Source organism: Rothia sp. HMSC069C03 (assembly GCF_001811075.1).
GTDB classification, from domain to species: domain Bacteria; phylum Actinomycetota; class Actinomycetes; order Actinomycetales; family Micrococcaceae; genus Rothia; species Rothia mucilaginosa.
The window spans coordinates 413-17,193 of the sequence record NZ_KZ627139.1 but is presented as its reverse complement, the minus strand read 5'-3'; the positions used below and the strand labels follow the sequence as shown (position 1 = coordinate 17,193).

At 62.0% G+C, this 16,781-nt stretch carries 14 protein-coding genes and 1 pseudogene; 7 read left to right on the top strand and 8 right to left on the bottom strand.

Annotated features, from left to right (window positions below; translation table 11 throughout):
- Nucleotides 1-121: 121 nt before the first annotated feature.
- The 3 genes from HMPREF2779_RS06665 to HMPREF2779_RS06655 all read left to right on the top strand — a co-directional run bounded on the left by HMPREF2779_RS06665 (nucleotide 122) and on the right by HMPREF2779_RS06655 (nucleotide 4,627).
- Nucleotides 122-634, top strand: a complete 513-nt coding sequence (locus tag HMPREF2779_RS06665) for a PTS sugar transporter subunit IIA (protein WP_005507926.1) — start codon at nucleotides 122-124, stop codon at nucleotides 632-634.
- Between the two features lie 390 nt (nucleotides 635-1,024).
- Nucleotides 1,025-2,629 (top strand): glycerophosphodiester phosphodiesterase, encoded by a 1,605-nt coding sequence (locus tag HMPREF2779_RS06660; protein ID WP_105361142.1) that lies wholly within the window; start codon nucleotides 1,025-1,027, stop codon nucleotides 2,627-2,629.
- A gap of 336 nt (nucleotides 2,630-2,965) precedes the next feature.
- Entirely contained in the window at nucleotides 2,966-4,627 is a 1,662-nt protein-coding gene (locus HMPREF2779_RS06655) for an NAD-dependent succinate-semialdehyde dehydrogenase (protein ID WP_105361141.1), read from the top strand.
- A gap of 172 nt (nucleotides 4,628-4,799) precedes the next feature.
- On the opposite strand, the gene HMPREF2779_RS06650 is transcribed toward HMPREF2779_RS06655, so the two are convergent.
- Together HMPREF2779_RS06650 and HMPREF2779_RS06645 are read right to left on the bottom strand one after the other, a co-directional pair.
- Nucleotides 4,800-5,960: a sucrase ferredoxin gene (locus HMPREF2779_RS06650; protein WP_070684685.1), complete on the bottom strand. Its 1,161-nt coding sequence runs from the start codon at nucleotides 5,958-5,960 to the stop codon at nucleotides 4,800-4,802.
- Between the two features lie 113 nt (nucleotides 5,961-6,073).
- Entirely contained in the window at nucleotides 6,074-6,697 is a 624-nt protein-coding gene (locus HMPREF2779_RS06645) for a TetR/AcrR family transcriptional regulator (RefSeq protein ID WP_105361140.1), read from the bottom strand.
- A gap of 158 nt (nucleotides 6,698-6,855) precedes the next feature.
- Between HMPREF2779_RS06645 and HMPREF2779_RS06640 the strand changes: the two genes are divergently transcribed.
- Nucleotides 6,856-8,073, top strand: a complete 1,218-nt coding sequence (locus HMPREF2779_RS06640) for an ABC transporter permease (protein ID WP_233992306.1) — start codon at nucleotides 6,856-6,858, stop codon at nucleotides 8,071-8,073.
- A 132-nt stretch (nucleotides 8,074-8,205) separates the two neighbouring features.
- Here the strand turns inward: HMPREF2779_RS06640 and HMPREF2779_RS06635 are convergent, their stop codons facing one another.
- A complete protein-coding gene (locus tag HMPREF2779_RS06635; RefSeq protein ID WP_105361139.1) occupies nucleotides 8,206-9,030 on the bottom strand; it encodes a UDP pyrophosphate synthase in 825 nt (274 codons plus the stop codon).
- A 322-nt stretch (nucleotides 9,031-9,352) separates the two neighbouring features.
- Between HMPREF2779_RS06635 and HMPREF2779_RS06630 the strand changes: the two genes are divergently transcribed.
- From HMPREF2779_RS06630 to HMPREF2779_RS06620, 3 genes are all read left to right on the top strand, one after another.
- Nucleotides 9,353-9,745, top strand: coding sequence for an RNA-binding S4 domain-containing protein (locus tag HMPREF2779_RS06630; RefSeq protein ID WP_005504266.1), 393 nt, complete (start codon nucleotides 9,353-9,355; stop codon nucleotides 9,743-9,745).
- 88 nt (nucleotides 9,746-9,833) lie between these two features.
- Nucleotides 9,834-11,282 (top strand): MATE family efflux transporter, encoded by a 1,449-nt coding sequence (locus HMPREF2779_RS06625; protein ID WP_105361138.1) that lies wholly within the window; start codon nucleotides 9,834-9,836, stop codon nucleotides 11,280-11,282.
- Between the two features lie 213 nt (nucleotides 11,283-11,495).
- Nucleotides 11,496-12,152 carry an NAD(P)H-dependent oxidoreductase gene (locus HMPREF2779_RS06620; protein WP_049332370.1) on the top strand — a complete coding sequence of 219 codons (657 nt, stop codon included), beginning with the start codon at nucleotides 11,496-11,498 and terminating at the stop codon, nucleotides 12,150-12,152.
- A 287-nt stretch (nucleotides 12,153-12,439) separates the two neighbouring features.
- Here HMPREF2779_RS06620 and HMPREF2779_RS06615 read toward each other — a convergent pair whose 3' ends face one another.
- The 5 genes and pseudogenes from HMPREF2779_RS06615 to HMPREF2779_RS09230 all read right to left on the bottom strand — a co-directional run.
- Nucleotides 12,440-14,959 carry a heavy metal translocating P-type ATPase gene (locus HMPREF2779_RS06615; protein WP_070684677.1) on the bottom strand — a complete coding sequence of 840 codons (2,520 nt, stop codon included), beginning with the start codon at nucleotides 14,957-14,959 and terminating at the stop codon, nucleotides 12,440-12,442.
- Between the two features lie 146 nt (nucleotides 14,960-15,105).
- On the bottom strand, nucleotides 15,106-15,492 hold the full coding sequence (locus HMPREF2779_RS06610; RefSeq protein WP_070684675.1) for a chorismate mutase: 387 nt from the start codon (nucleotides 15,490-15,492) through the stop codon (nucleotides 15,106-15,108).
- Between the two features lie 29 nt (nucleotides 15,493-15,521).
- Complete coding sequence (locus HMPREF2779_RS06605; RefSeq protein WP_070684673.1) at nucleotides 15,522-15,737, bottom strand: heavy-metal-associated domain-containing protein; 216 nt, start codon at nucleotides 15,735-15,737, stop codon at nucleotides 15,522-15,524.
- Nucleotides 15,738-15,800: 63 nt separating this feature from the next.
- Entirely contained in the window at nucleotides 15,801-16,226 is a 426-nt protein-coding gene (locus HMPREF2779_RS09295) for a metal-sensitive transcriptional regulator (protein ID WP_070684671.1), read from the bottom strand.
- A 312-nt stretch (nucleotides 16,227-16,538) separates the two neighbouring features.
- Nucleotides 16,539-16,781 (bottom strand): annotated as a pseudogene (locus HMPREF2779_RS09230) (peptide ABC transporter ATPase); the annotation flags it as partial.

Below are 16,781 nucleotides of genomic sequence, written 5' to 3'. Positions count from 1 at the left end.
AATTCAGGCAGGCGCCGCCCGGTGTGAAACCAAGAAGGCAACGACGCCCGCATCCGACGCGGACGCATCAGCGCTACAAATACACGCTATTCATAGCGCAACACGACCAGAAGGAGCATACATGTTCGGTTTCGGCAAGAAGAAGAAGGAAGCTGCCGCACAGGAAGCATCGTCCGCAGACGTCTACGTCGCACCTGCTACCGGCGAGTACCTGCCGCTGAGCGAAGTCTCCGACCCCGTTTTCTCTCAGGGCGTTATGGGCGACGGCTACGCAGTGAACCCCACCGCAGGCACCATCGTCGCACCCGTTGCAGGCACCATCGCACTGATTCAGGACACCCTGCATGCGTTCATGCTCCGCACCGAAAACGGCGGCGAGGTACTGGTCCACATAGGTATCGACACCGTTGAGCTCGGTGGCGAAGGCTTCACCAAGATTGCTAACGTAGGTGACAAGGTTGAGGCAGGCGCACCCATCATCGAGGTCGACTGGGCAGCTATCGAGGGCCGCATCCCCTCCAAGGAAACCATGGTGATGATCACCAACACCGCAAAGTTCAACATCTCCAAGGACTCTGAGGCACGCCGCCCCGTCGCAGCCGGTGACCGCGTCGCTCAGGCATCCAAGAAGTAAGCTGAACCAGCGAAAATAGCTCAGCTTCAACAGCGGTGAAAACCTGCGAAAAATGTTTCAACGCAAAAGGTCGCGTCCTGCAGGCTCAATCGGGCTGTGGGCGCGGCCTTTTTCGTTACACGAGAAATTTTTAACGACGTATGAAAATGCCGCTATTAAAAGCGGCGGAAAAGGAGGAACACATTCACCCGCATTACACAGCGGGTAAGAATGAGGCGCATATAATACCCTATTTTCCTGTAAACGCAGTGAATCACCGATAAAAAATCGTTATCCTACTTAGAGTTGTAGTTTGAGTTGAGAGAATCCGGACCCTCAGCTATAAACCAAAACTTCAATGAACAACCACACACATTACGCTCAACTCATAAAAGAAAAAGGACTACTACGGTGACTGCATTCCCGAAGACCTCTAAGAATCTGAGCCGCCGCGGCTTCATCGGTGCCTCCGCACTGGCACCCGCCGCCCTCATGCTCCAGGCAGGGGAAGCCCACGCCGCAGCCAGCACCCGCGCACAGCTTGCGGCAGTACACAGCGGCTCCCCCGCACATCAGCTGCTCTACAAGACCGATGAATTCTTCATCGCCCACCGCGGTGCCGGCAACATCAGCCCCGAGCACACCGCCTACGCCTACGCAGAGTCCGTACGCCGCGGCGCCCTCGCCGTCGAAATTTCCGTACGCACCACCAGCGACGGCCAGTTCGTCTGCATGCACGACACCAACATCAAGCGCACCACCGGTGCGTCCCTGGACGTGCGTGGCCACACCCTCGCCGAACTGCGCCAGTACAAGGTCAACATGCGCAAGAACCTGGGCGAAAAGACCGACCTGTACAACATCCCCACCCTCGAAGAGGCCATCGCCGCGGTTGACGCCGTACCCGCAGGCGGCGAATACGCCTCCGTCGGCGGCAAGAAGGTCGTACTGTTCCTCGAAGCGAAGGACGGCCCCGCACAGGCAGGCCTCGTCAAGTTCATCACCGAACGCGGCCTGCAGCGCCGCACCGTCATCAAGATGTACCGCGACGGCAGTGGCGGCTTCAAGCCCACCTCCCGCTACCTGAAGCTTGCCAACTCCGCAGGCTGCGCCACCTGGTGCTACTTCGACGGTGGCGACCCCATCGACAAGATCTCCGCAATGGCACGCCACGAGAACGTAGACGCCATCGGCGTACCCTACTACGAGAAGCCGACCGGCGCTTCCCAGGGCTCCATGAGCGAAGAGAACGTACGCGCCCTCACCGGCCTCGGCAAGGCAGTCATCGTCTGGGAGATCCACCGCCGCTCCGCCTACGAAAAGTACAAGGCACTGGGCGTGAAGGGCTTCATGTGCCCCGACCCCTACTGGGTAATCGGTGACCCCTTCGACTCCAGCGTCAAGATCAAGACCGGCAAGCGCCCCCACGGCATGCTGCCCGCCGACCCCTCCGTCGCAGCGGACATGCCCGACCTGACCGGCACCGCCATCGTGCACAACCAGCGCTACGACGAATCCGTACTGCTCGGCCCGCTGGCGAACTACACCACCCGCGAAAAGTACACCCTCGACTTCTCCATGAAGTGGACCGGTGCACTGCCGCAGCAGGACGGCCACTACGGCTACGTCGCTTTCGGTCGCGAACACGACGGCCCCTTCGGCATCGGCAAGAAGTTCGCCGCAAACCAGGAAGACGGCACCTACGTGCTCGCCATCCGCCCCAACTACCGCGGCAACTCCGTAGCGCAGATTCTCTGCTTCGAACCCAAGCAGACCAGCCCGCGCGTGCTGCACACCATGAAGCTGCGCCAGAAGGTCACCACCGGCCAGGCACTGAACTGCAAGATTGTGGTGAACAAGAACAGCTTCTACTACACGGTCAACGGCCAATACTCCAGCCCCATCAACCACAGCGCCTACCGCGGCCCGTACGTACACTTCGGCCGCTTCCACGGCACCAACGATGGCGGTCCTCTGGAGCTGACTCGAATCGAGGCACGTCAGTCCTGGATTTGAGAGGACCGGTGGGCCTAGTCCACCTAGGGGCCCGCCTCACCGCCGCTCAGCGGTGAGAACACGGGTACCGGGCAGAGCGGATGCAACACCGAGCATCCCTTCCGGGCAACGCCTTCCATAATCCCCAGCTAGGATTCTCGCGCGCCGAGCGAGAATCTACCCGAAGGGGGTCGTATCCACAGCGGATGCGGCCCCCTTCGACGTGCCCGCGGTCCTCTCAGGGTGTGGAGAGCGCGGACGGTGGCGTGTAGGCGCGCGGGGTAGGGGAGCATGCAGGACTAGAATTAAAAGCGTCAGAGTCGACCGCACCGGCCGCCCCAATCCGAAAGGCACGCCATGACCACCTCACCCGAAAGCTCCGCCGAGAAGGCCACCGCAAAGACCGCCGCGAAATCCGCCCAGCTACGAGGCCGCACCGAACCTCACATGCAAAGCATCAACATGCCGCAGTGCGAACCCATCGACCCCTACGAGCGGCCCTCCTACCCCTTCTTCTACGTGCCCACCGACCTGCTCCTCGGTGGCAGCTGGGTCACCGGCGACAACGGCTCCTTCCCCGTGCACAACCCCTCCTGCGGCCAAATCCTCGCGCACGTTGCCGACGCCAGCGTCGAACAGGGCATCGAAGCCCTCGATGCCGCCTGCGACGCCCGCACCTCATGGGCGGCAACCAGCGCCCGCGAACGCGCCGACATCCTCAACCGCGCCTACACGCTCATGATGCAGCGCACCGAAGTCATCGCCCGGCTCATGACCCTCGAAATGGGCAAGCCCCTCGACCAGTCCCGCGGCGAAGTCGCCTACGCCGCAAACTACCTGCGTTGGTACGCCGAAGAAGCCGCCCGCAACTTCGGCCGCACCGCCGTTGCCCCCGAATCCGGGCTGCAGATCACCACCGTACGCCGCCCCGTCGGCCCCTGCCTGCTGATTACCCCCTGGAACTTCCCGCTCGCCATGGCGGCACGCAAGGTCGCCCCGGCGCTCGCGGCGGGCTGCACCGCGGTGCTTAAGCCCGCCTCCCTGACTCCGCTCAGCTCCCTGTACTTCGCGTCCCTGATGCATGAGGCGGGCCTGCCGGACGGCGTGCTGAATGTGGTGACTACCTCCCGCACCGGCGAGGTTGTCTCGGCGCTGATGGCTGATGAGCGCCTGCGGAAGGTCTCGTTCACCGGCTCCACCGCCGTGGGCCGCACCCTGCTCGCGCAGGCCTCGCAGAACGTTCTGCGCACCTCCATGGAGCTGGGCGGTAACGCACCGTTCATCGTCTTTGAGGACGCGGACATCCCCGCCGCCGTGGAGGGCGCCTACGCAGCGAAGATGAGGAACATGGGCGAGGCGTGTACCGCCGCCAACCGATTCATTGTGCACGAGGACATTGCTGAAGAGTTCACCCGCGCCTTCGTGGAGCGCATGGAGGCGACCGTCGTGGGTGACGGAGCCATCGACGGAACCGAATGCGGCCCGCTAATTCAACCTTCAGCGGTTGAATCCATGCTTTTTATGGTCGAAGACGCCCTGGGCAAGGGTGCGCTCCTCGCCTGCGGCGGGTACATTCCCGAGCTTGAGGAGAACGTTCCGAGCGATACCGGCGGCATGCCCAGGAACCTCAACAAGGGCAACTTCATTCGCCCCACCGTGGTGACCGGCGTGACCGATTCGATGCGCGTGTGGCGTGAGGAAATCTTCGGCCCCGTCGCCCCGATTGCCACGTTCAGCGGCTACGGCGAGGAGGGCGAACGCACCGCCCTGAAGCTCGCCAACGACACCGAGTACGGCCTGGCGGCGTATGTGTACACGAGCAACCACCCGCGCTTTACGCGCATGGCTGCTGGGCTGGAATTCGGCCTGATCGGTTACAACTCCGGCGTGATCTCGAACGCGGCGGCACCCTTCGGTGGCGTGAAGCAGTCCGGCATGGGCCGCGAGGGCGGCCCCGAGGGACTGGAGGAGTACACCGAGCTGCAGTACATCGGCACGCCGAACCCGTTCGCCGGATAAGCCAGTTTGCCGGGGGCGGCGAGATGTCAGCTACGCCGAACCCTGGATATGTCGAACCCTGAATACGGCGAAGCCTCGGCGGGTACCCGAGAAGGTGCCCGCCGGGGCTTTACGCTGTCTACATCATGCGCGGGTGCTAGAGCTGGGGCAGGGGTTATAGCTGGCACAGGGTTTATATCTGATGCAGCGCGAGCAGCTCGCGGCTGAAAGCATCTGCGGGACCCTTGCCGCACGAGTTGGGGCGCGGCTCAAGGGTGACCCGCTCGAAGAAGGTGACCCAGGTGCGTCCGTCGGTGTGGGAGGTGAGTGCCGCCTCCATGGTGGGGTGCTCGGAGAAATCTTTAGGCGAGAACGCCGCAAAAAATTCAGGGGAGAACTCAGTGCTTGTCTCAACGTTCACATCGATGCCCGCCTCGCGGAGCGCAATGAATGCCTCCCGCCCCGATGTTTCACGTGAAACCAAACCTCCAGAGGTTACTTCTTCGCCCTTTTTCTCCAGCTCGAGGCGTACGGCAACCTCCGCCGCCTGCTCCACTGGAGTATCCGTGCTGCGGCCTCGCAGGCCGTGCAGCGACGGAATGGAGCGACCCGCCAGTGACAGGTACGCCGCCAGTGCCGAAGGCTCCGAGAGGCGACCGTAGGTGTAGCCGGTGGGCAGCATAATGCCGACCGGGGCAAAGCGGTGACCGCCCGTATGCGAGCACTCCCAGACCGCGTTTGCCGGCAGGATATCCGCCAGGTGCGCCGCAATGGGGCGACCGCGCAGGGCACAGCAGCGGTCACGCTTGGAGTGGGTGCACACGAGAATGGCGGGGGAATCAATGAGCTCCGCGCCGGTCACCTGAATCAACTCCTGGGGGTTGCCCAGGGGTAGGTCGAGGAGCTGCTCGGGGGTGCTCACGCTGAACGAGTAGAGCTTCTCTTCACCCGGGGTGCAGAGCGCGTAGAGCACCCGGTGGGTCGGGTTGCCGGATGCATCCGGCGCACCGTGCAGCACGCGGCCCGCCCTGCCCGTCTGGCGGATCAGCAGGAACTTCAGCCCCGCCTGCGAGACTGCCTCACCCAACGCCTCCGAAAGCTCCTCGCCGAGGGCGGAGCCGTCCAGCACGTCGCGGCCCCACTGGCCCACGTGCTCGAGAGCCAGCCAAGCGGTGGCGCGTCCGGCGGTGCCGCCGAGAGCCTCGTCGTCGTAGAGGGAGCAGGAATCCGTCGGGATGCTCGTGGCGCGGGTGCGTGAAGAGAGCTCATCGGCGTGTGCGGCACGCAGGTTGTTCAGCTCGGTGGGGTTGGTGGCGCGCGGCTCGGGGGTTGCGGGGGTGCAGGATTCAGTCATGGTTCCTTGATTCTACGCCTGCAGGATGTGAATGACCTATGTTGCCCCTGTATGGTCTAAATGCTGAAAAACAACCGCTCAAGGGTGATTTTTGGGGACTAGCGGGCGGTCAACTACTCAGGAAGAAGTGCTGAGGCGACGCGGTAGAGGCGGTCCTTTTCCTTGGGGGTGCCGAAGAAGGAGCGGAGCATGTACCCCTGGAAGACCATCATGAAGGCGTCTGCAGTGTCGCGGGCGTAGTCGGCGATGAGCGCCTCCTGTTCGGGGGTGCGCTGCGCTGAATTGGGGTTGATTTCGTGTAGAACGCTGAGCTGTTCGGCTGCCCAGGGGGTGAGGGTCTTTACGATGATGCCCTGCAATAGAGGCATGGTGTCTGCGGTTGCCCTGGCGATTTCGGGTGCGTGGAGCGATTTGGCGCGGATGCGCAGCATGGCGGAGAAATTGTCGTTTACCAGCTGGTTCGTGTGGATGGTTTCGAGAATATCCTGGGGGCCTGCGCCTTCGGGGAGTGTTTCGTAGAGCTCCTTGACGTTGTTGAGGCGCTCGTTGATGGCGGTGATGAGGATGTCTTCTTTGCCGGAGAAGTGCGAGTAGATGGACCCGGAGGACAGTCCGGAGGCTTTGATGATGTCGCTCATGGAGGTGTTGGTGTAGCCCTTTTCGAGGAAGCAGCTAATGGCGGCTTCGATGATTTGGGCTCGGCGTGCGGCTTTGGTGGCGTCTGTTAGTCGGGGCATGGTTCCAGTCTAGGGGGTGGGGCTAAAGAACGCGTAAACACAACACTGATTCTTTTTGTGACTTTACAAACAAAATAGCTATTTTGTTTGCACTCGGTAAAAATCGAGAGTAGAGTTCTGACTCGTAAACGAAATAAGCATTTTGTTTGGAGATTGTCATGAACAACGAAACCGCCACCGCAGTCACCGCAGAAGCAGTGACCGCCGCAGCCACCCAAGCTGCCGCATCCCAGAAGATCGCGGCAAAGAGCATTGCAGAAACAAGCACGCAAGAAACCACCGACCGTTCCTCCTGGCTCAAGGTCATCACCACCTCCGTACTATCATCCTTGGTGGTAGCACTCATCGTCCTAGCTTTCACCTGGCCCACCAAGACCATGGAAGCAAAGAACCTGCCCGTCTCTATCGCAGGCCCCGAGGTGACCGTCAGTCAGTTTGAACAGTCCCTCAAAGACCAAGGTATTGAAACCTTCGACTTGAAGCAGGCATCCTCCCGCAAAGAGGCTGAACAGCAAATCAAGCAGCGCGAAACCTACGGCGCAATCATCTTCACCGAAGGCGCCGCCCCCGAAGTGCTGACCGCACCAGCCGCAAACGCCGCAGCAACCCAGATGCTCAACGGTGTTGCCACCCAGCTGAACGCGCAGATTCAGCAGAAGGCACTCGCCGCTAAGACGGAAGCCCTCACCCAGGCGGTGCAGACGGGCGGTGAACAGGGTGCGCAGGCCGCCGCCCAGCTGGAGCAGATGAAGGTGCAGGCCGAGCAGGCATCCGCAATGGCGGTGAAGACCACCGTCGTGGTACCCCTGAGTGAGAATGACTCCTCCGGTTCCGGTATCGCTATCTCCGCATTTCCGCTGGTCATTGGCGGTATTCTCGGCGGTTCCTTCTCCGTACTGCGCGTGAACGGCACCTGGCGCCGCTTCGCCACCGCAACCCTGTACTCCGTCATCGGTGGTGCACTGACCGCCCTGATTCTGAACGTCTGGTTCGGCATCATCCCCGGCGACTTCGCAACCCTGTGGGCTGCGTTCGGCGCTACCTACCTGGCGACCGCCTTCTTCATTGTGGGTGTGGGTGCACTGTCTTCGCCGCTGATTGGTCTCGCAGTAGGCGCGGTCATCACCATGTTCATTGGTAACCCGATTTCGGGCGCAAGTATGCCGAGCGTGTTCCTGCCCGGTGTGTGGGGGCAGATTGGTCAGATGTTGGTGCCGGGTGCCTCCTCGACTCTGCTGCGTTCGATTGCGTACTTCCCGGAGGTTGCAACGAGTGACCAGTGGCTGGTGCTTGGTTCCTGGATTGCGTTCGGTCTGCTGACCGGCGTGATTGGCTGGGCTCTCAAGGAGCGCCGCACCGCAACGGTGGAGGCATAACCACCGCGGGTTGGATAACCGGCGCAACGTAGCCGGCACAATATGGCCGGTGCAACGTATGAAGGGTGTGTGCCGTGTTCACTGAACACGGCACACACCCTTTTCTGTCGGCCAACCGGCTGTTATTCGCTGTTACTGGTTGTCGAGGACGTACTGTTTGAACTGCTCGTCCCGGCGTTTGAATTCTTTGAGTTCATTCTCCAGGGCTGCCTGGTTCTTGGCGACGAGCGGCTTCTGGTACTGCGCCTCTAGGTCGTAGAGCTTCTGCGAACGGCCTACATCCTGATTGCACTGCGCCTGGATGGTGGCGATTCGAATTTCCTCTTCTGAGGGGGTGGTGCTCTGAGGAATGTTCTTTTCTTCCTTGACGGTCACCTCACTATCAGGGGTGAGGCCCTTGTCCTTGACGCATCGCTTCCATTCGTCGTCGAGGGATTTTTTGAGCTGTTGATCCCCTGCGGCATTTCGGGCATCGGTTTCCAAACGCCTATACGTGGCGGAGCCGAATGGTATCTCTCCAATTTGCTTCATCTCATCGACGGCGCGCTGATAGCATTCGGTGCGGACATCCTTCCCAGGGTCGGAGGCTGCGGGGGAGGAGAGGTCCAGCGTATTTGAGTCTTCGCGCTCGTGGAGGCCGTATTTTTGGGCGCGCTCAACGTTCCAGATTCCGTAGGTTCTGCCGAGGTTCCTGCCGGATCCTTCGGTGCGGACGAACATCTCGTAGTGTTGCCCGTGTTCGGCAAAGCACTTTTTGCGGGCGAGCTCAAGGGCTTTGGTGAAGTATTCGTCCTTGCCGTCGGTGTTGTATGCGTCCAGGGGCAGGATCACCTGGTCATTTTCTGTGTCGAAGATTGCTCGGGCGCTTTCATCCTTCTCCAACGTGGGACCGAAAGAGCAAGAGGACAGCACAGTGCTGATGAGGGTAGCCGCCAGGAGCTTTTTCAAAGCTGACATGGTGTATATCCAATCTGTTACGGGGAGCCCGTGGCGTCGCGGCCACCCCCCCCGTAGACCACGCGAACTAGGTGGCCTTAAGAACACTTCTTGAGAAGGTGACTTAACAATACCCCTAGTGGATGTGGTTTTGCGCTCAATAGGGAGGTGCGTGCAGCAGAAAATTTTCCGCCGCATGGCGGGTTCGGTGCTGGTTGCGGCGCGGTTCGGTAAAACCATGGTGGAACCCCGCCGAAACCACTGCGAAAACGGCGGAGAGTCAGGACGGGCAGGCGGGCGCACCTGATTTGGTGCCCCGCCCGCCTCGCGCCACAATGAACACATGACCGCAGAAGACACCAACGCACTAACCAGCGCCAGGCTCGACCTCTGGCTCTGGTCAGTGCGCATCTTTAAAACCCGCTCCCTCGCCGCCGACGAATGCAAAGGCGGCCACGTGCGCGTCAACGACGCCCCCGCCAAACCCTCCCAAAAACTCAAAAAAGGCGATATCGTCAAGGTTCGCTACCCCGGCTGGGAACGCGTCTTCAAAGTTGAAAAACTCCTCGTCAAACGCGTAGGCGCGCCCATTGCCGTCACCTGCTACGAAGACCTCTCCGGCCCGCGCCCCGCCTACCTCTCCATGCCGCCGGTCGCCAAACGCGAACGAGGCAGCGGCCGCCCCACCAAGAAGGAACGCCGCGCCCTCGACGAACTACGCGGCCGAGGCGCCTAACAGCGCCCGTCTCGCACGCCCATCTCGTAGAGTGCACCCCGCCCCGCGCGCAGGCACCCGCCGCGGCGGCGGGGAGTAGCCTAGAAGGATGAGCACACAGAAGCACCTTATGGCTGAATCCAGTAGTACCGAACCCGGCGGCACCGAACCCGGTAGCACTGCGCCCGGCGCGCCCGTGAAGAATACTGCCGAGCCTTTGCTGAACCGACGCATCCTCGCCCTCGCCGTACCCGCCTTCGGTGCGCTCATCGCCGAACCCATCTTCGTGCTCACCGACTCCGCCCTCATCGGCCAACTCGGCAAAGCAGAACTCGCGGGCATGAGCATCGCCGCCACGCTCGTCACCACGGTCGTGGGTCTCATGAACTTTCTAGCCTACTCCGTTACGCCCGCCGTGGCGCGCGCCTTCGGCGAGAAGAACCTGCGCCGCGCCTGGCAGATCGGTGTGGACGGCGTGTGGGTCGCCTTCGGCCTCGGCATGCTCCTCATGATCGCTGGATACGCCTTCGCCGACCCGCTGCTACGCGGCCTCGGCGCGACCGACGAAACCATCAGCTACGCCCTCGACTACCTGCACCACTCGCTCTGGGGCATCCCGCCGATGATGATTATCCTCGCGCAGGTCGGCACGCTCCGCGGGCTGCAAGACACCGTCACCCCGCTCAAAGTCGCCACGGTCGGCACGCTCGTGAACATTGTGCTGAACTGGCTGCTCATCTACCCGGTCGGCTGGGGCGTTGCCGGTTCGGCGACCGGCACCTCCCTCACCCAGTGGGGCATGGCTGCCGCCCTCGGCGTGGTCATGATGCGCGGCACCCGCGAGCACGCCGTCCGCTGGGCACCCGACGTAGCCGGCATGCGCTCGGTGCTCTCGCTCGGCTCCTGGCTCATGCTGCGCACCCTATCCATGCGCATCGCCTCCCTGCTGACCGTGTTCGTTGTGGCGCGATTCGGCACCGAACACACCGCCGCCTACCAGCTCGGCATGGGCGTGTTTAACCTCTTCCTCTACGCCCTGGACTCCCTCGCCATCGCCGCCCAGGCGCTACTCGGCAAAGAACTCGGCGAACGCGACCTGAACGTAGAATCCGAGCGCGTGAAGGTGCGTCAGCTGAAAAACCGGCTGCTGCGCATGAGCCTCATCTACGGCGTTATTACCGGCCTGATCTGCCCTCTCATCGGCTTCTTCGGTTCCTGGCTGTTCACTAAGGATGCGCAGGTGGCGTTCCTCTTCACCATCGCCACCGTCATCATCGCCCTCGGCCAGCCCATCGCCGCCTACGTGTTCACCCTGGACGGCATCCTCATGGGCGCGCAGGACGTGAAATACCTGGCGATTGGCTGCTTCATCATGCTGGTTATGTACGTGCCGGTCATGCTCGGCCTGCACTGGGCTGTTGGCGCCGGTGCCATGGATGCGCTCGCCGGGTATTGCGGCTTGTGGGCGGCGTATATTCTGTACTTCCAGGGAATCCGCGCGGTCATTTTCGGCCGCCGCGCCCGCTCGGATGTGTGGATGAAAGCCGGTGCCGAGTAGGGGCATCATAGGAGGTGCTGGGCAGGTGCGCTCTGGGCGCCTTGGGTACCAGCCCACCGGCTTCGTACACCCTGTAATACGACACCGGCAATACGGTCCCGCCGCTCGCGGGCGTATTTCCTGCGGGCGTAACTAATCACATTTTCCGCCGCCCGCACCCTCCGCGGGTGTAGCATGACAGGGTATTGAAACCCTCATGCAAAGGATGAAACCGTGACCGTAACCCGCGAAGAAGCCCTCGAAATTTTCGCCCGCCGCCGCGCAACCCGCGCCTACGACCCCGACCGCCGTATCAGCGACGAAGACTTCGCCGCAATCCTCGAATTTGCGCGCCTGTCGCCCAGCTCTGTCGGCACCGAGCCGTGGAAGTTCCTGGTCATCCAGGACCCCGAACTGCGCGAAAAGCTCAAGCCGATCGCCTGGGGCATGGCGGGCGCCCTCGACGACGCAAGCCACCTGGTCGTACTGCTGGCGAAGAAGGGCCTGCGCTACGACACCCCGTGGATGCGCCGCACCCTCGAAAGCCGCAATCTCACCGAGGAGCAGATGGAGGCCGCACTCGAACGCTACGGTAACTTCCAGAAGAACGACATGAAGGTCCTGGAAAGCGACCGCGCGCTCTTCGACTGGGCATCCAAGCAGACCTACATCGCCCTGGGCAACATGATGACCGGCGCCGCAATGCTCGGCATCGACTCCTGCCCCATTGAGGGTATGAACTACGAGGCAGTGAACGAGCTGCTCACTTCTGCCGGCCTGTTCGACCCGGAGGAGTACGGCGTGTCCGTTGCTGTGACCTTCGGTTACCGTGCCCGCGAGATTGCCCCGAAGAGCCGCCGCTCCATCGAGGACCTGGTGACCTGGGCCTAAGGTTCTGCCCGGTTCTCGGCGAGGTTTTGCCGGGCTGCTGAGCTCGTGCTGTTGAGCTCGGGCTTTCGGGCGAGGCGTTTGAGCCAGGCTTTTGAGCTCGTTGTTCAAGCTAGGCGTTCAAGCCGCCGCCCGTGAAAACTGAATATAAAGAAATGCACCGCCTTTACACGGGCGGTGCATTTCTTTATATCTTTTACCGTGCGAAAAGCACGGCGAGATATGCTTTTGAATTTTTCGTTCAGGCTATTTCAATAGCTAATGTTTGGGCAATTTCGCGTTATGTTTCGCTACTTCCTAAACGCCGTCAGACGCATAGAATTCAGCACCACAAACACCGAACTAAACGCCATTGCCGCACCCGCAATCATCGGGTTCAGCAGGCCCGCCACGGCGACCGGAATAGCCACCGTATTGTAGGCGAACGCCCAGAATAGGTTCGACTTAATGGTGCGCAGCGTAGCGCGGGAGAGGCGCAGCGCCGTCACCACCGAGGCAATATCCGAGCGGGTCAGCACAATATCGGCAGCCTCCGCGGCAACGTCCGTGCCCGAACCCATCGCAATGCCCAGCTCCGCAAGAGCCAGCGCCGGGGCGTCATTCACGCCGTCGCCGACCATCGCCACGCGGTGACCGGCGGCCTGCAACTTCTCAACCACCTGCGACTTACCCTCCGGGGTCACGCCGGCGTACACGTTCTCAGCCGAAATGCCGACCTGCGAGGCGACCGCCTGCGCAACCTGCGGGGCGTCACCGGTGAGCAGGATCGGCTCCAGGCCGAGCTCACGCAGCTGTGCCATGGTCTCTGCAGCCTCCGGCTTGGGGGTGTCGGCAACCGAAATCATGCCGACCGGCTGCAGAGAGGAGGTGGTGTTCGGGGCCTCATCAGGTGCCTCACCGCGGGCAACCACCACGGTCGTCAGACCCGCCCGGCGAGCCTGATCCAGCAGAGCCAACTGGCCCTCACTCAGCTGCGCACCTGCCGCCTGCAGGTACTCGGGAGTACCCACAACAACCAGTCGGGAGGCGCCATTCTCGGTGCTTTCCTTGGCACCGTCACCCGCGCCGCTCAGCACGCCGCGCACGCCTCCGGGAACACCCTCAAAGCCGCTCACACTCGGCGCCGAAGCACCCTCAGCCAGCACACCCTGCTCACGGGCAAAACCGGCAATCGCGCGGGCAATCGGGTGCTCACTCAGCGCCTCCACGGCGGCGGCATCACGCAGAACAGACAGGGAACGCTCATTCTTGGAATCTGCGGATTCCGGCGAAATACCGGCAAAGTCACCCGCCGACTCATAGTCGTCAAAAGTGCCGTAGAACGCCACAGACATCTCACCAGTCGTCACGGTACCGGTCTTATCCAGAACCACACGATCAACCGTGCTCGTCGCCTCCAGCACCTGCGCATTACGAATCAAAATGCCCAACTGCCAGCCGCGACCCGTACCCGCCAGCAGCGCCGTCGGAGTCGCCAAACCCAAGGCGCACGGGCACGCCACCACCAGCACCGACACCGCCGCATTAAACGCCGCAGCACCATCACCAGACACCAGCCACCAACCGACCAGAGTCAGCGCCGAAATCGCCAAAATCACCGGCACAAACACTGCAGAAACACGGTCTGCCAGACGAGCAATCGGAGCCTTCGTCTCCTGCGCGCTCGCCACCAGCTCACCCATCTTCGCCAGAGTCGTCTCAGCGCCCACGCGGGTCGCACGCACCGTCAACGAACCAGACGTATTCACCGTCGCACCCGTGACCGCATCACCCGGATGCACCTCAACCGGCACGGACTCGCCGGTCAGCAGGGACGCATCCACCGCGGAGGTACCCTCGACCACCACGCCGTCCGTGGCAATCTTCTCGCCCGGGCGCACCAGGAACAGGTCATCCGGCATGAGGTCCTCCACCGGAACCTGCACCTGCTTGGTCACGCCCTGCTTATCGGTGCGCAGCAGGGTCGCCTCCTTCGCGCCCATGCTCAGCAGGGTGCGCAGCGCATCCGAGGAGCGGTGGCGGGTGCGGTGCTCAATTGCGCGGCCAATCAGCAGGAACAGCGTCACCATGGACGCCGAATCGAAGTACAGCGGCGCATGGTGGCCGGTAAACATCGACCAGAAGCTGCCGCCCGCATGGTGCACGTGCGCCGTCAACGCCGGGTTCATGAGCAGCTGCGCCAGCGAATAGAAGTACGCCACGACCACGCCGAGGGACACGAGCGTATCCATCGTGGAGGAGCCGTGACGGGCATTGATGAGCGCGGCGCGGTGGAACGGCGCGGCGCACCAGAACGCGACCGGCGCGGTCAGAATCGCCACGACCCAGCCCCAGTTCGGGAACTGGAACGCCGGGAACATGGAAATCAGGAAGATGGGCACACCCAAAATCGCCGCATAAATAATGCGGTCAGTGAAGCCGCCGTTCATGCTCGGGGTGCTGTGCTGGTTGCCGCCGCCGGATGCGCTCGCGTTCGTTCCAGCGCCCGCGCGTGGCCCGTTCTTGAGGTGCGCCGTGTAGCCGGCATTGTTGATGGTCTCAACGATCTGTTCGTCGCTCACACCATCGGGCACGATGACGCGCGCCGACTCCAGCGGCAGGTTCACCGCCGGGTCAACGCCGGGGATTTTGCGGAGCTTACGCTCCACACGACCCACACAGGATGCACAGGTCATACCCTGAATATTCACGTGGATGATTCGGGTTGACTCCGTTGATTTTACGGTCGTTCCGGTGGAATTAAAAAGAGAGCGCTCACTCTGTAATGAGGGCTCACGGGTGGTTGGTGAAGGCTGTGTAGAAGACACAATATTTCCTCAAAACTCAAAAACGGGAGGGTAGAAAAAAGCACGCACCAAGCCGGGGGAGGGGCCCCGAAGGACCCCGCCCCGGACGGTGTATGGTGCAGTATTAGGACGCGGCGTCGAGAGCGCGCGAGGGTGAAAGCTGCGGCGGCTCAGTGGTCGCCGGGCAACCCATCCGGCCTGCTCGTGCGTGGGCGAATACCGGTCACCTTCGCGCCACGATCAGACACGCCGTAGGCACGTTTCACGGCAGCCCGCGGGAACGGCGAAGCATTCGCCTTCTCACGCGCCTTCACGCCCTGCTCGTGCTCGGCGGAACGTTTATTCGCGCTCGTGCCGCTACGTCGTGCCGCACCGGGCGCATCCTCACGCGCCGTATATTCGGGGCTCTGCTTCACCCACGAATCGACCAGCATCGCATCCAGATTCATCTGCCTGGCCACATGGGTGATCGCGTCGCGCAGGTGCATATTTTCGGTGCCGACAAGGGTGCGGACCGCGCCAACAACCATCGCAATGTACTGCGGAGGGTAAGCCATGATGACTCCTAATCGAGCCGACTGCCGCGCTAGACAGCGGGGGTGAAGCCAGCCTCTACGATAGCGTCTGCGACAGCCTGAGTGTTGAGGGTGCCCTCGTGCTCAATGGTCACGGTGGAGACACCGTCCTTGACGACGTCCACGGTCACGCCGGTCACGCCGGGAACTTCGCGGACCTCTTCGCTGACGCTCATAGCGCAGTGGTTGCAGGTCAGGCCGGTTGCCTTAACGGTGGTGGTGCTCATGATGATTTCCTTTCGGTAATGGGTTGAAAACTTGGGGCCGCCCGGTGTTTAGGTATGGGGCGTTTAGCTGCGCATGAGGCGGGAGATCGCGGCGGTTGCCTCTTTGACCTTGGCCTCTGCGATGGTCGGGTCGCCTGTGCGTTCGGATTCGACGGCGGCGCCGGTCACGCAGTGGCCGATGTGCTCTTCGAGCAGGTTCAGGGAGACGGCGTGGAGCGCCTTGGAGACCGCGGCAACCTGGGTGAGGATGTCGATGCAGTACTTGTCTTCGTCGACCATGCGGGCGATGCCGCGGACCTGCCCTTCGATGCGGCGCAGGCGCTTGAGGTGCGCCTCTTTGTTGGAGGCGTAACCGTACTGGGTTTCGGGCGCCTCGCCGCCGCAGCATGCGCTGGTGTGCGCCTTGGTGGGGTCCTCAGTGGGGGCTCCGGATGCGGTGCTGACCTGGGTGGATGTGCTGTGGCAGCACTGGTTGCTAGTGGTTTCCATGGCTTAAGTGTATACCCTAGGGGGGTATACCGCAAGGGGGTGTTACGAGTTGTTACGCGGTGAGGGTTTTCATGCCGAGACTTTTTACGCCGAAAATTTTCGCTATGGGGCTGTAACCCGTGCAGAATTTGTGCCATGGTTTAGTGTCTTCTGCCATGGCTTTTAACTACGACCAAAGACACTAACCTATCGAAAGTTCCCCCGACCCTCCCCTATGAACGGCGAAAAGCCACATGTGTTTCGAGAAGCCACCAAAGAAGTGGCTTTTCGAAACACATGTGGCTTCTCAGCGTAAGACCCACGGGGGCTGATTTACATGTCGGGCCAGTCGCGGTGCAGCGAATACTCCGTATCCCCGTCACCGTTATCGTTCAGGTGCCAGCGCTGGCCGGTACGAATATCGGCCTTGCGTAGGCGCGGGTTCGGGTTATCCTTCTTGCCCATGGTCGGATCGTTCTTGCAGCCCCAACGAGTGTCGTCGTAGCTGCAGTCACCTGCCACGCGTCCAACATCAACCCACCACACACGAATCAGCAGCGGGTCACTGGTCGCCTG

Coding starts and splice junctions, on each gene's coding strand:
- HMPREF2779_RS06665 (WP_005507926.1), top strand. CDS start 122: ATGTTCGGTTTCGGCAAGAAGAAGAAGGAAGCTGCCGCACAGGAAGCA.
- HMPREF2779_RS06655 (WP_105361141.1), top strand. CDS start 2,966: ATGACCACCTCACCCGAAAGCTCCGCCGAGAAGGCCACCGCAAAGACC.
- HMPREF2779_RS06650 (WP_070684685.1), bottom strand. CDS start 5,960: ATGACTGAATCCTGCACCCCCGCAACCCCCGAGCCGCGCGCCACCAAC.
- HMPREF2779_RS06645 (WP_105361140.1), bottom strand. CDS start 6,697: ATGCCCCGACTAACAGACGCCACCAAAGCCGCACGCCGAGCCCAAATC.
- HMPREF2779_RS06640 (WP_233992306.1), top strand. CDS start 6,856: ATGAACAACGAAACCGCCACCGCAGTCACCGCAGAAGCAGTGACCGCC.
- HMPREF2779_RS06635 (WP_105361139.1), bottom strand. CDS start 9,030: ATGTCAGCTTTGAAAAAGCTCCTGGCGGCTACCCTCATCAGCACTGTG.
- HMPREF2779_RS06630 (WP_005504266.1), top strand. CDS start 9,353: ATGACCGCAGAAGACACCAACGCACTAACCAGCGCCAGGCTCGACCTC.
- HMPREF2779_RS06625 (WP_105361138.1), top strand. CDS start 9,834: ATGAGCACACAGAAGCACCTTATGGCTGAATCCAGTAGTACCGAACCC.
- HMPREF2779_RS06610 (WP_070684675.1), bottom strand. CDS start 15,492: ATGGCTTACCCTCCGCAGTACATTGCGATGGTTGTTGGCGCGGTCCGC.
- HMPREF2779_RS06605 (WP_070684673.1), bottom strand. CDS start 15,737: ATGAGCACCACCACCGTTAAGGCAACCGGCCTGACCTGCAACCACTGC.
- HMPREF2779_RS09295 (WP_070684671.1), bottom strand. CDS start 16,226: ATGGAAACCACTAGCAACCAGTGCTGCCACAGCACATCCACCCAGGTC.